Here is a 14,715-nt window from a genome sequence, read left to right as displayed (position 1 = left end):
GGCAAGGTCTCGGAGCACACCGAACCCGACTACCAGCCGTATGCATGTCTTCGCGGGAATCCGTGTCGGCGGTGCACGCTTACAGCCGGCCTCCGTTCGCGTCCAGGCGCGGGACGCCGAGCCGGGCGAAGAAGGCGTTCGTCTCGGGGTCCGTGGAGTACAGAACCGCGCCCTTCAGGCCTCTCGTGGCCAGGACCCGGTAGATCTTGCGCACGAGCTCGTCGAAGTTCCTTTCGGATTTGACCTGGGAGTCCTTGTTGGCTCTGGGGTCGGATGCCCATCCCTGCCCACGCCAGACGAGGTCGCCGCCGAAGATGACACCCGCGTAGTCGTACTCGAACCCCTGGGCGGTGTAGATACAGCCGATCTGTCCGAAACCGCCGGGGTCGGTCGCCCAGAGGTCCGAAGGGGGAATCCTTCCCAGTGGAGAGTCTGATTTGGCGTTCCACGGCCTGCGCCAGTCACCGATGACGACATCGTCCACCAGGCGGTGGTGCCGGGGGGCGCTCCACGGCCAGCAGAATCCGGCCGCGATCCTGGCCCCCGCGCCCTCCCGCGTCCTTCGCAGAAGGAAGTCCTCCATGCTCGAGGGGGTGGGTGCGACGCGCAGTTCGAAGTTCTCCAGGGGAGTCCACGGCTGGGGTCCGTCCTCCGGGTCCAAGCCGAGGAGCCGGTCGATCCAGTCGATGTACTCGGGCGCGCCTCCGCAGCGGAACTGGTGGCGGAGGTTGATCCTGTGGAAACCCAGACCCAGGTCGGCGGCGGCCTGACGGATGAGCTCGACCGATCCCACCTCCGAGGAGCGTACGACCTGTCGTTCGTCCAGGAGGAAGACCGGAACGCGCGCGGCCTCGATCAACTCCCTGACCTGGGGTCTCTTCGAGTTCTTCGCGGATTGTGCCCTGAGCCGGTGAGCTTCGTCCGCGATGATGACATTGATGTGGTTGCTGTTGACCTGGGAGAAGTTGTTGAAGTAGGCGAACTTCCTGCTGTCGGCATTCCGGCCTTGTGCGATGTTCTTTCTGAGCGTTCTCGTGAACGATCTGCTGCCGGTGGCGTGGACGGCGTCCACGCCTTGTGCGTTGAACGCACGCATCAGCTCGAGCGCGATCACGCTCTTGCCCGTGCCGGGGCCGCCCTCCACGACGATGACTTCCTTGTGCTGTTCCGAACGGGCCCGCTCGACCTGGGCTCGGACGTAGTCGTAGGCTTCGCGTTGTTCGTCCACGAGGGGGAAGACGGAGCGCCGCCCCAGACCTCTGGCGACGGAGGCCATCAGCGGCTCGGTCGACCGCACTGTCGCGGCGAGCAGCTCCTTCGCATGGGATTCGGATTTCTCCGGGGACAGGACGGAGCGTAGTTCCCGAATGAAGCGTTCCCGATCGTCGGCACCGTACATCCGTGTGTATCGGGGGTCCGGTTCCGCGTGGGGAAGCTCCGCGATGGAGATGCTCTCCAGCGTCTCCTTGTCCGCCTTGTGCAGGTTGGCGACACACCTCACCGAAGCTATCCGCAGCAGTGGGACGAAGCCGACCATCATCTGCCGGTACCCCCACGCCTGGTTGGCCGGGTGGACCTGCGCGTGTTCGGTGTAGTCGACGCGCACGAGCTCGGATCCCGGCTCGAGTCCCACCCGGGACCATTGCTTGTTCTCGACGATGACGACGGCCATGTCCCCGGTGCCCGGATATGAGCCGACGAGGGCCACGTCCATACGGGCGTCCGTGATGGGGAGCTTGAGTTCCAGGAGCATCTGGACATCGCCGAGTCCGGCCTCGGCGAGGAGTTCGGAGACATGGAGAATGCTGTTCTCCCAGGATCTGGCCTCACCGGGGCTCGGCGACCTCCCCGTCAGTCTGTACAGCTCCTTCGCCATTTCAGGGATGAGCCGTCCGCCCTCGAGGGTGTCTCTGACCTCGATGGCCGTCCCGCGGTAGAGGGGATTCAGACCCACTGACTCGTCCCTTCCCGGAGTGAACGTCGGTATATGACTGATTATGTCCAGGTTTACTGGAAGAATCTGCTCATACGTGACCTCAGAGGCGAAACGACCGTGAGTGCGAGAAGGGATGACCAGGTCATCGCACGAATGGGTCTGGGCAGATTCCACAGATTCATCCCGGCGGGAACACGGCGGTCAGGTCTCTGACACACTGCTGCGCATGGCACTCGACCGACAGCACATCCTCGGCCTCGCGTACGGAGCGCCGGATCGTCCGGGAAGAGAGCGGGAGACCGTCGGCTTCCGCTTCCGGGGGATCGATGCTGTGGCCGTCTGCCAGCCGGATGACGAGCAGCGGAGGCTGAGAGCCGCTCAAGACCGGAGCCTGGTGAGCCGTCTCGGCGTCTTCGAGGTCCTCCAGACACTGCCGCTCGGTGCGTGGATTCCCGTCGACTCCCTCACGGCGAGGGAGAGGGCGATCCTGCCGGCGGTGCCGCGATGGGCTCTTCGGCGGAGGAACCGTCACGTCCTGAGGCTCGCTGACGTCCCCGTCGATCTGGAGTTGGTCGTCGTCCCCGGCGAGAACTGGCAGGACGCGCTCGACCGCGCTCGCCACCTCGGTCCCGCCGCGCGGCGGATGGCTGTCTGCGACTCTGCGCCGGGCGATCCTGTCCCGGCGCTACTGGAAGCCGACTACCACGGTGTCGGCCTGGCCGTCGTGGACGGGAGCCGCCCGCGCACCCTCGTCGAGCCGCCGCCACGGTCTTCCGATGCGGTGGCCGCCCTGCGGTGGAGGCTCGCCGAGCACGTGTACATGGCCCTGCGCGAGCGGGAGCTCACCTGCGTTTCGTCGACCGCCCAGCCCAGTGGCGAAGCACTGAGGGTGCCCTGAACCGTGTGAAGCGCGTGCCGAGTCGCCCGTCGTACTCCCTGTGGCGGTCCACCGCATCAGAGCACAGCCGCGTCCATCTGTTCCGGGCCCCGGTCCGAGATCCGTCGTGCGCCAGGTAGGCCCACAGCTCCGACCAGACCGCCATGTTGTGCGCGCGGGCATCGGGCTCGTCCGCGGGGTCGTGCAACTCGCCCAGGGACCGTACCGGCGGCTGACGGTTCCGGTCGGCCGCCCATCCGGTACAGAACGCGCACGCGCACCACAGGAGTTCGTGGTCCGCGTACTCCGCGAGCCCTGATCCTCTCATCCAGTCCAACAGATGCGGGTTCAGGACGTTCGGGCTGCTGTCCTTCGGCTTCGGACTCCATGGCCTGCCCCATGGCAGCGGGGTGTAGCGGGTGGAGGAGGTGTCGCCGATGGAGGAGAACGACGCCCCGTGCACCATGGCGTCCACGCCCGCGAGGTCGGAGCGCAGAAGCGCTGTGTCAGGGCAGTGGGACACGATCGTCCGCAGGGCCTCCGCCTTCGCGACCGAGCTGACGGGGTTGCCCTTCCCTCCGAGGATGAGGGCCTTGGGCGTCCGCGTCCGCCGGAGGATCTCGACCAACGGCGTCGGATCCCCGGCCAGCCACGCCGCTTCCAACGGAAGGGCCAGGACCACGTTTCCCGTGTCCAGGTCATCGATACGCCGGGCCGCCTCCTTGATGGCGGTCTCACCGTCGGCATCGGCCCGGAAGAACCCGGACGGTGTCAGGACCAGTGTGGCGGGACTGCACGTGAGCAGGGCCAAGGCCTCCTCGAGGCTCGGTTCACCGAGGACACCCAGGCCGTCCAACGTGAAGGGGGCGTCGGGTGTGGCGATGTGGTCCTCGTACCTCGTGGGGTCGAGGACGGTGGGACAGTCGTGTCCGTGGATGCGGCGGAAATCGGACAGCCGGGACGCCGCCTTCCTGCCGGAGAAGACGACACCGCTGGCCGCCGCGGAGACACGACCCAAGGGGGAGTGCTTGGTGTCCTTCACGTGGAGGAGTATCCGGCCCCGAACCGGGGCCAGCGGGTCGGTGGGTGCGTTGTCGGGGGTCGGAGACGGGGTCTGCCCAGGGGGTGGGGGCACCGCTTCACCTCATGTGTCCGCGCGGGGAACTGTGCGTAGCGTTCCCTGACGGGCGCGGAACGGAGCATGAGTGTCCACATTCGGCCAGATTCGACTCCCTCGTCGCGCCGCGCGATGCGGCCGGATTCGGGACCGATGACCCCCATGCGTGTCGGGGGACGGCTCTATGCTGGGGACGCTGTACAGCACGGAACCGGGAAGGCGGAGCCGGATGGCGAACCGATGGTGGGGCAGGCCCTCGGAGTTCCCCTGGGAGCAGTCCGCCCTCGAACACGTCCGCGCGCACTTCCCCGACCGGGAGCCCTACCGGGCCTGGGCCGGGTTCACCTTCACCGCCCGCAACCAGCGCATCCGCGAGTGCGACCTGTTCGCCGTCACCCCCCGAGGGGTCTTCCTCGTCGAGATCAAGAGCCACCAGGGCCGGGCCGCCAACCACGGCAGCGAGTGGATCTTCACCAACGGGCACCGCAGGACCATCACCAACCCGCTGCATCTGACCGACCTGAAGGCCAAGGAGCTCAAGAGCCGCCTGCAGTGGGCGGTCGACAAACTCGGCCTGCGCGGAGTGAGGGTCCCCTTCATCGAGGCCGGTGTGTTCCTCTCCGACGAGGGCCTGCGCTGCGACTTCGACGAGGTGCAGAAGGCCAAGGTCTACGGCCGCGAGGGGCTGGAGCACCAGACTTCCCTGCCGGGCATCTGGAGCGGGCTCCTCGGCGCCCCGCAGAGCCAGGTCGACCCCGGCTTCCTCAAGAACGTCTCCCGACTCATGGAGACGATCGGGGTCATGCCCATGGACCGGGCGCTGACCCTGGGGGAGTACACCCTGGAGAAGCGGTCCTTCGACAGCGGGCCCACCTGGACCGACTACGAGGCCAGGCACCAGCGGTTGGGCGGCACCAGCCGGGTGCGCCTCTACCACTACGGCGAGACCGACAGCGAAGACGAACGCCGGTCGGTCGAGCGCGCCGCCAAACGCGAGTACATGTCCCTGGAGGGCATCTCGCACGAGGGCATCGTCAAGGCCGAGTACTTCGGGGTCATCGAGGAGTCGAGCAAGGACCTCGGCCCCGCGGTCGTCTTCCGGCACCACTCCTCCTGGCAGCGCCTGGACCACTTCATGGCCGAGCACGGGGACGGCCTCGACGTGGACACGCGGATGGAGATGGTCCGCCAGCTCGCCGAGGCGGTCAACCACGCCCACCGCAACCGCCTCTACCACCGCGCCCTGGCCGCCCGCAGCGTGTGGGTGGAGATGGACGGCGCCTACCCGCGCCTGTACATCGCCGACTGGCAGGTCGCCTCCCGGGAGAGCCTGCGGCTGCGCGGCGGCGTGCACACCCGACACACCTCCTCGAGCGCGGGCACCTCCCACCTGGAGGAGGTGCTGGGCGGGCGCGCGTTCGCCGCGCACGTCGAGAAGGCCGCCGAGGCCTACCTCGCCCCGGAGTTCCCCGACTACACGGGCCGCGCCGCCCCCCAGGACATCTTCGGCCTCGGGGCGCTGACCTACCTGGTCTTCACCGGCCGACCGCCGGGCCGCGACCGGAGCGAGCTGAGTCAGCGGATCCAGGAGCACGGCTGCCTGACCCCGGCGGCGATCAGCGACGACGTCGTGCCCCAGCTCGACACCCTCGTCCGCGAGTCCACCCGGCGCTCCCCCAGCGACCGGTTGGCCAACGTGCAGGCCTTCCTGCGCATGCTCGACCAGGTCGAGGAGTACCTGACCCTTCCCGAGACCATCACCGACCCCCTCGACGCCCGTCGCGGGGACGAGGTCGTCCAGGGCTGGAAGGTCCGTGAGGTCCTGGGCAAGGGGGCGACCGCCCGCGCCCTGCTCATGGGGCGCGACGGCCGCCCGGAGGAGGTCGTCTACAAGGTCGCCCTCAACCAGGAGTCCGCGGCCAAGGCCCTGCGCGCCGAGGCAGAGACCCTGCGCACCGTCGCCGGGAGCACCAGGATCGTGACGCTGGCCGCCACGGGCGACGAGAGCGCGTCCGGCGTCCTGGAGATCGGTGAGCGCACCATCCTGCCGCTGGAGCGCGCGGGGGAGAGCACTCTCGCCGACTACCTGTCCCGCCAGGGAGCCCTGGGCCCCGGCGAGCTGCTGGGCTTCGGGCGGCACCTGTTCGACGCGGTCGAGCACCTGGAGGAGCACGAGGTCTTCCACCGCGACATCAAACCCGCCAACCTCGGTGTCCGGGAGACCCGTAAACAGGGCCGGGCCCTGGTGCTGTTCGACTTCTCCCTGTCCCAGGCGTCCGTGGAGAGCGTCAGCGCGGGCACCCGCGGCTACCTCGACCCCTTCCTGGGGCGGGACCGCCCCTACGACGACGCGGCCGAGCGCTACGCGGTCGCCGTGACCCTGCACGAGATGGCCACCGGGGAGCTCCCGGTCTGGGACGACGACGGTGTGGGCCCGGAGTTCCTCGGCGACGACGTCGTGGTCCCCCGTCTGGCCGAGGAGGCCCTGCCCAAGCAGAGCCGCTCCGCCCTGGTGGCGTTCTTCCACCGGGCCCTGCACCGGGACCACCGGCAGCGCTTCGGCACGCTGGCCGACATGCGCGACGCCTGGGAGTCCGCCTTCCTCTCCGGATCGGTCACCGACCAGGTCGAGGAGAGCGAGGAGACCCGGCTGCGCAACGCCGGGGCCGCCACGCTGGACACGCCCCTGCACCTGGCTGGCCTCACACCGTTGGCGCTGGACGCGGCACAGCGCCTCCTGCGTTGCGACAAGGTCGGAGACCTGCTCAGCAAACCGGTCCGGGAGATCACCCACATGCGCGGTGTCCCCCTGGCCGTCCGCAACGAGCTGCGCAAGAGGGCCTCCGAGTGGCGCAGGCGCCTGGACGTGGCCGAGTACGCGGTCGCGACCCGGGCCAAGCTGCCGACCGGCGCCGGGGACGACGTCAAGCGCAACGCCGTCCTGGACCAGGTGATCCGCCAGTTCCTCCCGACCACCACCGACGCCAACCGGCAGTGGGTGCGCGTGGTGCGGGAGCTGGTCGGCATCCCGGAGGGGCGCAAGGGCCGCAAGCACTGGTGGCCCACCCGACGCGAGGTCGCCCGCACGCTGGGCATCCCTCGCTCCCTGGTGGACGAGAGCCTGCGACAGGCGCACACCTACTGGAGTAAGAACGCCTCCCTGCTGGGCTCGGTGCGCGACGACGTCGTGGACATCCTGGCCCGCAACAGCCGGGTCCGCGAGGTCGGACAGATCGCCGCCGAACTCCTCAGCCTGCGCGGCTCGTCCCTGGAGGGCGACGAACGCTCGGTCTACGCCCTGGCCGCCGTGCGTGTGGTCACCGAGTACGAGGAACAGCGCGTCGAGCAGCGGTTCGTGGTCCGCCGGTACGACCGCAGGGTGTTGGCCGCCCAGGTGATCGACGATGACCCCCGGGTGCCGGTCGAGGGCGACCTGTTCGACTACGCCGAACTCCTCGGGCTGCGCGCCGACGAACTCGTCTCCCTCGGCGACGCCGACCTCCTGCCCAGCCCCACCGCGGTCAGGGAGGCGCTGCGCGGAGTCGACGCTCCCGAGGGCATGGAGCCGTTCACCGACACCGCTCTGGTGCAGATCGCGGCGGCGGCGTCCGGCAACGCCGAGGCGACTCCGCGTCTGGAGCTCTACCCGGCCGACCTCGACCTGGAGCGTGCTCTGAGGATCACCCAGGCCGTCGGCTACCTGGGCAAGCCCGGAATCACTCCGGAACAGATCCAGGACCGGGTCCTGTCGCGGTTCCCGGCGCTGCCCAGGCCCGGCGAGAAGCGGTTGCGGGCGCTGCTCAGGCGGCGGCACCCCAAACTCCAGGAGACCCGGGTCGGCGGCACCGTGTGCTGGTACCTGGAGCCGGAGGTCACCACCTACCAGCCCTCCACGCACACCGGGCAGCACGAGCCGGACCTGGTCGACGCCGCATCCGTCGAGACGTGGAACCGCCTGGCGCGGGCCGTGGCGAGGGGCGGTTACCGGGCGGTCAAGACGTGGATGCCCGACACCGAGCGGGCGGCCCACGCGCTGGGGCGGATGCCCGGTGTGGTGCCCTTCGACGTCTCCGCCGAGTTCGTCCACGTCGTCGACGAGGTCATGGACGGCATGGGCAGCGCCCTGAACTGGGACATCCTGAGCGAGGCCGACAACAGCCGCCCCGAACCGTTCAACCGGATGCTCGCCGAGGTGTTCCGCCGCCTGGGCGACCGGGTGCGGGCGGCGGGGGCCGACGCGCCCTCCGGAGACGGCGTGGTGCTGCTGTACCGGGCGACCCCGCTGGCGCGCTACGAGCCGGGCCGCGCCCTGCTGGGCGCCCTGGTCCAGGAGGCCCGCGAGGCGAACCGCAGCCCGTACGGACTGTGGCTGCTGTGCCCGATGCGCGGACCGCAGGCCGTCGCCGCCCTGGACGGACGCTCCGCGGGCATCATCGGCGAGTCCGAGCAGGTGCTGCTGCCCAGGGGGTTCTCCGCGCCCGATGCGGCGTTGGTCTGAGGGCGGCTCTTCCCAGGGAGGGGGCTTCGGAGTCGGGTGACGCACCACCGACCCGCACCCCTCCGCGAGTGCTGCGCTTACGGGGAAGGCGTTCTTCCTGACCGCTAGAAGTTACTGGTGGTCGTCATCGTGTTGCTCGTCGTGGTGGGCGAGTGTACGCCGGCGCTCATGGGACGCCTCTCTTGTTCGTCCTTGTGGTATTCATGTGAAAAGTCATGCAGAGAGGCTTTGCTGATTTAAATACTCTTATGTCTCATATGTCCGGTGATCGTATCGATGTGGTCACGCATTATTGCAAGATATCCAGAAAGGGAGTCTAATGTCCGCGTTGATGCGTGCTGGAAGGTCAGGTGCATGGCGAAAGCGACAGAGGAATCCGCGCTCGCTGATCAGCTGAGGCAGTCGGGGGTCGGCGATGGTGTGGTGACCGCTCTCCAGGAGTGGCAGGAGAGCGACAGGACACAGATCACCTTCGACCGTTGGCTGACCTCCGGAAACAGCGGTGCGGCGTTGGCTCTCGTCGCTCTGTACGGACCTGTCTTCAAGGGCAAGGTCGTCATGAAGGTGTGCCCTCCGGGGGCTCTCAGCGGTGGTGAGCCGACCAGGCACAACAAAGCTCTCGACGACACCCCCGAGTTCGCGGAGCGGCATCTGGTCAAACAACCCGTCGGTCCCGTCAACGTGCCAGGTGGCGGAAAGGTGATGTTCCAGGAGGTCGCCGGGGGAAGCATCCGCAACGTCCGTCCGCTCTCCACCCATCGCGGCCGTGAACTACCGGAGTGTGTCGGCCTCGTGGCGGGTTCGGTCCTTGGCGAATGGAATCCCGCTCCTGCGGACTTTCGACGTATGACGCCCAGGGACTTCCTCAGGAGCCATCTCGGCACACGCTTGGGGGAGAACGGGCCTATTCGAGCACTGACTGGCCAGTTGGTGTTCGAGCCGTCGGGTGGGCGGATGCCGCTCTGGATCACCTTCGCGCGAGAAGAGGAGGTCGTCCCCAACATCGCGGCATGGCTTGACCTCTCCGACTGGCGGGGGCTCACCAACGGCCATGTGATGGCGATCCTCGGTCGGGCCCACGGGGATCTCCACGCCGACAACATCCTGGTACCGGTGGGAACAGCCGTCGAAGCCACGCAGTACAAGCTGATCGACCTTTCGGGGTACGAGCGTGAAGCACCGCTCTCCCGGGATCCCGCACACCTGACCCTGTCCCTCATCCTCAGGGAACTCCCGGAACTGACGGACAATCAGCGCGACGCGTTGGCCGAGTTCCTGGTCGATCCCGACGCGCGCCCCGAGGCGGGACTGCAGGTCCAGGGGCTGCTCAACCTCGCCAACGACATCGCCGAAGCTGGAGAGGAGTACGCCGAACGGCTGTCGATGCTCGATGACTGGCAGGACCAGTACCTGTTGTCGATCTCGGGGAACGCCCTGCTCTTCGCTCTCCGCTACACCACGGTCGAGGCGAGGGAGCGGGCGTGGTACTACAGGCTGTCCTGCAGCGCCTTGGGCCGGTTCCTCGCCCGGCACGATCTGCGTTCGCCCGACGTGCCCGCGCCTCGCTGCCATTTGGCACAGACGGCCGAGACCACGCCCGAGGTCTCGGCCGCCGTGGACCGTATGGTCGAGGCGTGCGACCGTTGGAGCTCCCGTCGGACGACCATCGCGGTGGTCAACTCGGCCTCCTTCTCCGAGGACACCTGTCGGAAGTTCGCCGAGCTCGGATGGAACCTGGTCGTCGAACTCAACCCGAACACCGACGTCGACGGTGGCTGGAAGGTCGCGACCTCTGCCGGGGACGGCCGGATCCACCGCCTTCTGTTGCCCGACCAGGACAAGATGTTCGGTCGCAACAGCACAACGTGGATTGCGGCTGCCGGAATCCGGGACGTGAACCCGATCTCGCCGGCCAAGGAGCTCCGACGTTGGCGCTCGACCTACCTGCCGTTCGTACGCGAGTCGCTTGCCGCACTCGATCGCCACTCCGGACGGCCCGCGACGGTCGTCTGTTTCGGTGAGGGCCGCAGCGCCGAACGCAGTCTGGTGGAGGCCTGCATCGACTCCCTCGGAGACCGGGTGCGGATCATCTCGGTCTCCATGGACGGCGCGGGCAGCCTTGATGAGTACGAGGCCGAACCCCTCACCTGCGCGCCCTCTGATCTCGTTGGCGCCCTGCCAACGCCTTCCGCCGCCGGGCAGGAGAGCCGTAGCCCCCGGATTCCCACGGAGAAGGGGACCATGGAAGTCCCCGGCGACCTGCTGTCCCGCTTTGAGGACACGGCCGTCCTGTTGCACTCCGGTGTGGGGATGGAGTCGGAAACCGGTGATTTCGAAGTGGGGGCCTTCTACCGTGGGCGTCCCATCACCTGGTTCGAGTTGGATCTCCAACTGGACCTACCGCGCCCGGCCACCGAGGAGTTCATCGGAAAGGTGCGCGGTGCCCTGGAACAGCGTGACACGCTGCGCATGATGCTCGGCCACGCACCCGGTGCCGGGGGGACGACCGTCGCCCGTCGGGTGGCGTGGACGCTCAAGGACGAGTTCCCCGCAGCCGTGGTCCGGGGCAGCAAGGATGACGCCGTCATCACGCAGTTGGTCTCTGACCTGGCCTCCGCGACCGGCAGCCCGGTTCTGCTCGTTCTCGAACTCTTTCCGGAGTCGTCCCAGCAGAGGCTGTACGAGTCGCTGCGTGCGACCAGTGTTCCAGTCGTCATGCTGATCACCACACGACGCGCCGAACCGGTGACCGGCGCCGCTGCCGGAGGCGCGCCGCAGTCCCCGTCCCAGCGGAGCCTGAGGATCGGGAGGATGAAGCAGAGCGAACGTATCGAGATGGCGCGGCACTTCGCCGAACTCGTTCCGGACCGGGAGGAGGCCCTTTTCGAACTGGCGACCCGCGAGACGGGGTACAACGTTCCCTTCTTCTTCGCCCTCACGGCCTTCAACAAGGACTTCGAGGGGTTGCCCGAGTACGTGGCCCAGTTCCTGGACCGGATCTCTGATGTCGACCGAGAGATCTGTGTACTGCTCGCACTGGCCCACCGTTTCAGTGGGGTAGCGGTACCGGCCGACCTCTTCGCCGACCTGCTCGGGGTGGCCCCATCCGACACTGTCGAACTGCGCAAACACGTCGATGACAGGCTGCTGCCACTACTCATCGAGGAAGAGGAGGGCATGTGGCGCCTGTCCCACAGCCTGATCGCCGAGGAGGTGCTTCGGCAACTGTTGGTGTCGGGTGCGGCGACGGGCCCCGAGGACTGGAAGGCAGCACTCCCCACCTGGTGCGCGAAGCTCATCACGCACGCGGGCACCGTCTTCCCGGACCAACTCCCCGACGACATGAAGACGCTCCTGGACCGTCTCTTCATCATGCGGGACGCCCCGGAGCGCGTGGACCTTCGTCAGGTCGGAACGTACACCGAACTCCTCGGGCAGATGTCGGCGCCGGGACGCAAGGAGTTGATGAGTACCCTCGTCGTGGCGTTCCCGAACGAGTCCCACTACTGGGGGCACTACGGTCGTCTTCTGTCCTACGACTCGCGGGATTTCAACAGTGCTCTGAAGGCTGTGGACAAGGCCCTTTCCCTGGGACCGAACGATCCTCGTCTGCATCACATGCGTGGAATGGTGTACCGCAACGAGATCAGCTCCGTCAGTGAGAATCGGATCTCCTACCAGCAAGAAGCGACGATCCGAGAAAAGAGGATTCTCGAACTCGCTGAATCCGCTCGTGAGTCGTTCGAGAAATCGTCCAATCTGGATGAGTCCAGTGAGTACGGTCACATCGCCCTGGCCCAGATGTGCATCAGGGTCATCGAGTTCGGCTTCAAGCAATCCAAAGCCAAGACCTGTTCCGAGTTTCTACAACGGTCGAACTCGGGAACGTACCGTGCGCTGTTGGAGGATGCCGAGGACGCTCTTGACGCGGTTCTGGAGATCCGTGGGTCCGACCGACTCTCGCGCATGGCCGAGGAGACCATGCTGGAACTCCGCCGGCTCTACGACGACTTCCAGGTGCTGTTGCAGGGGTGGCGGAACCTTCTGGACCGGCCCGACACCCACAAGCCCTCGGTCCGTCGTCGTCTCGTGCGCGCCTACCGTCAGCGGAACAACAGTTCCTGGAAATCAGCGTCGCAACGTGACATCCGCCAGGTGGTTGATCTTCTCAACGAGAACCTGACGGACGATCCCCGCGATTTCAGAAGTCTGCGCGAGTGGCTACAGGTGGCACGGTTTCTCCCTGCTTCCCTGGACAGGGCCGCGGACCATGTCAGCAACTGGGCGCGGATGGAACGCACGAGGGAGTCACTCTTCTATGACTACGTCCTCGCGTGTCTACGTGTACTCGAGGGCCAGGACTCGGCCATACGGGAGTACGAGGAGAAACTGAAACACTGCCGCGAGCGTACGTCGGGCTTCCCCAACCGTCACTCCACAGCCTATGAGTGGCTACGTGAAGGGTACGAGTTGGGACGACTGGTCGCCCACCGGGACCTGTGGGACTGGAACCGTCGTGAGGGTGATCCGCCGCCCCCCTACCTCACCCGCCTCAGGGGCCGTGTCTCCCAGATCACGAGCCGGGCATCGGGGACCATCGACTTCGGCCGGGGTATCCAGGCCTTCACCGTGCCGAACCGTGCGGGGCTGATCCGTGGAACGCACGAGAACTGGCCCGTTTCTGCCCTGATCGCCTTCCGATACGACGGTCCCGAGGCGTGGGCGGTCAAGCTGGAGAGGTCGTGACTGGTCGTCCTCGGCGTGGACGGCCCGAAGCCGAACCGTGTTCTTCGGGAAAGAGTCGGCTCGAACTGGACCACGTGGGCGCCATCGCGGTGTGGGGAAGCAGGGGGTCGGGTTCACTTCCGCGCACGCACCACCAGGGTTCCCGCGCTCTGATCGTGCAGGGCCTGGCCGCGCGGATCCGTTCGCGCGGCGAGTGATTCCAGGAGGGCAGCGAGATTCCCCAGCAGCGGGATCGTCTGCGGCAGCCCGAAGAAGGCCGTCCTGCCCGCCGCCTTCCTGTTCGAGAGCGGGCCATGGCCGCGTGCGTCCACGACCTTGATGCCCACGAGCATCTTGCCGAAGGTCGCGCCCCAGCACCGGAGGAACACCCAGTCGTAGAGGAACAGGAGCAGGCCCCACCAGAGGAAGAGGAAGGCGACGACCGTTCCGGCAATGATGTCCGTGGCGCGGTTCGACTCAGGGACGAATGACGCCACCGCCGCGGCACAGCAGACGGCTCCTAGCGCGAAGAGGAACACCAACACGTAGTCGACGGCCCTGGCGGCGAACCGCCCCCGCAGGTTGACGGACGGGGACGAGGGCGGTGCGGCGGAGGGTGCCGTCGGCGGCACCTGTGGAACCGGCGGTCGTGGACTGGCCGAGGCTCACCAGCAGCGCGCCGATCTCGGCCATGCCGACTCCGCGCGCTCCCGGTGGAGCATTCCCCGTCGGGAGAGGGACGACGTCGTGCACGTCGAGCAGGAGCAGCTCGCGCCTCAGGCGGCCCGCTAGCTCGTCCAGGCGCTGGGCCGGGGCCTCCTCATCACTGAGGAAGACCTGCATTGTTGTGTCCACCGGCATGTCCCTCCGCAGCGGCATGTCGGACACCCCCGTAGCTCAAGGCTCGATATATGTGATTCTGCTCCTTTTAATGTTAAAAGTGCAACGAAGTCTCTTGTGAGGGTGTAGTGGCACGGGTTGCCAGGGAAACCGTTTGCCGCGAAGACCGCCACGTCATCCGGCCCGCAACCCTTTTCGCGGAACCGGTTCATGATCGCTGAGCCGCACCGGTGGTAGAGGAGCCCGGTGCGGTCGTGGCCTATCGCGGCCACGGCGACCGAGGCGACCTGGGGCTTCCGCCTCGCCTTACCCTGTTCCTCCCGCTCCGCAGCCCGGCCGACTGGTGCCGCGTGCCCCTGCTCGCGGTCGGTGAGGAAGAGGGCCCGGTCAGTAGACCCGGGTGACCTCGCGGACGTCGGTGGAGACCAGGTAGTCCTTCGGGTCCAGGTCCATGGCCTCGCGTTCGGGGGAGTCCCAGTACCGGCGGTTGCGCTCGGCGAACGTCTCGGGGCCGTCGTAGGAGATCTCCCAGATGAAGTGGCGGCGTTCGCGGTCGATCCAGGCACCGCCGAGGGAGAAGCCGAACTTCAGGCGCAGGGGGACGATCTCCTCCTTCCAGCGTCGGACCCACTCGTCGAGCAGGCCCTCGCGGACGGTGTAGGTGCGTACCTGTGTGGTGGCGGGCACGGTGCTGCCTTTCCGGGGTGGTCGGTGCGGCTTCG

7 protein-coding genes are annotated in these 14,715 nt (G+C 67.4%); 3 read left to right on the top strand and 4 right to left on the bottom strand.

The genetic code is table 11. The features are described from left to right. Positions 1-79: 79 nt before the first annotated feature. Positions 80-2,110 (bottom strand): DUF2075 domain-containing protein, encoded by a 2,031-nt coding sequence (locus ACIBFB_RS11280; protein ID WP_397228826.1) that lies wholly within the window; start codon positions 2,108-2,110, stop codon positions 80-82. Between the two features lie 52 nt (positions 2,111-2,162). Between ACIBFB_RS11280 and ACIBFB_RS11275 the strand changes: the two genes are divergently transcribed. Beyond that, positions 2,163-2,834 carry a hypothetical protein gene (locus ACIBFB_RS11275; protein WP_397228824.1) on the top strand — a complete coding sequence of 224 codons (672 nt, stop codon included), beginning with the start codon at positions 2,163-2,165 and terminating at the stop codon, positions 2,832-2,834. On the opposite strand, the gene ACIBFB_RS11270 is transcribed toward ACIBFB_RS11275, so the two are convergent. Next, positions 2,779-3,855 (bottom strand): hypothetical protein, encoded by a 1,077-nt coding sequence (locus ACIBFB_RS11270; RefSeq protein ID WP_397228822.1) that lies wholly within the window; start codon positions 3,853-3,855, stop codon positions 2,779-2,781. The two genes, ACIBFB_RS11275 and ACIBFB_RS11270, sit on opposite strands and share 56 nt — an antisense overlap. Positions 3,856-4,159: 304 nt before the next feature. Here ACIBFB_RS11270 and pglW point away from each other — a divergent pair, with 304 nt between their 5' ends. Next, positions 4,160-8,428: a BREX system serine/threonine kinase PglW gene (gene pglW / locus ACIBFB_RS11265; RefSeq protein ID WP_397228820.1), complete on the top strand. Its 4,269-nt coding sequence runs from the start codon at positions 4,160-4,162 to the stop codon at positions 8,426-8,428. A 354-nt stretch (positions 8,429-8,782) separates the two neighbouring features. Then, positions 8,783-13,174: a hypothetical protein gene (locus tag ACIBFB_RS11260; RefSeq protein WP_397228818.1), complete on the top strand. Its 4,392-nt coding sequence runs from the start codon at positions 8,783-8,785 to the stop codon at positions 13,172-13,174. Positions 13,175-13,287: 113 nt separating this feature from the next. Here ACIBFB_RS11260 and ACIBFB_RS11255 read toward each other — a convergent pair whose 3' ends face one another. Next, the gene (locus ACIBFB_RS11255; RefSeq protein ID WP_397228816.1) at positions 13,288-13,785 is read right to left on the bottom strand and encodes an RDD family protein; all 498 of its coding nucleotides are present in this window, start codon (positions 13,783-13,785) and stop codon (positions 13,288-13,290) included. 595 nt (positions 13,786-14,380) lie between these two features. Then, complete coding sequence (locus tag ACIBFB_RS11250; protein ID WP_397228814.1) at positions 14,381-14,680, bottom strand: NIPSNAP family protein; 300 nt, start codon at positions 14,678-14,680, stop codon at positions 14,381-14,383. Positions 14,681-14,715: the final 35 nt, after the last annotated feature.

The sequence above is a fragment of the Nocardiopsis sp. NPDC050513 genome (assembly GCF_044457925.1).
Classification (GTDB): Bacteria; Actinomycetota; Actinomycetes; order Streptosporangiales; family Streptosporangiaceae; genus Nocardiopsis.
Note: the sequence above shows the minus strand (reverse complement) of the source record. Positions and strands in the feature narration are given on the sequence as shown.

What these genes read in the sequence shown, in the direction of transcription:
- ACIBFB_RS11275 (WP_397228824.1), top strand. Translation starts at nt 2,163, where the DNA reads ATGGCACTCGACCGACAGCACATCCTCGGCCTCGCGTACGGAGCGCCG.
- pglW (WP_397228820.1), top strand. Translation starts at nt 4,160, where the DNA reads ATGGCGAACCGATGGTGGGGCAGGCCCTCGGAGTTCCCCTGGGAGCAG.
- ACIBFB_RS11260 (WP_397228818.1), top strand. Translation starts at nt 8,783, where the DNA reads ATGGCGAAAGCGACAGAGGAATCCGCGCTCGCTGATCAGCTGAGGCAG.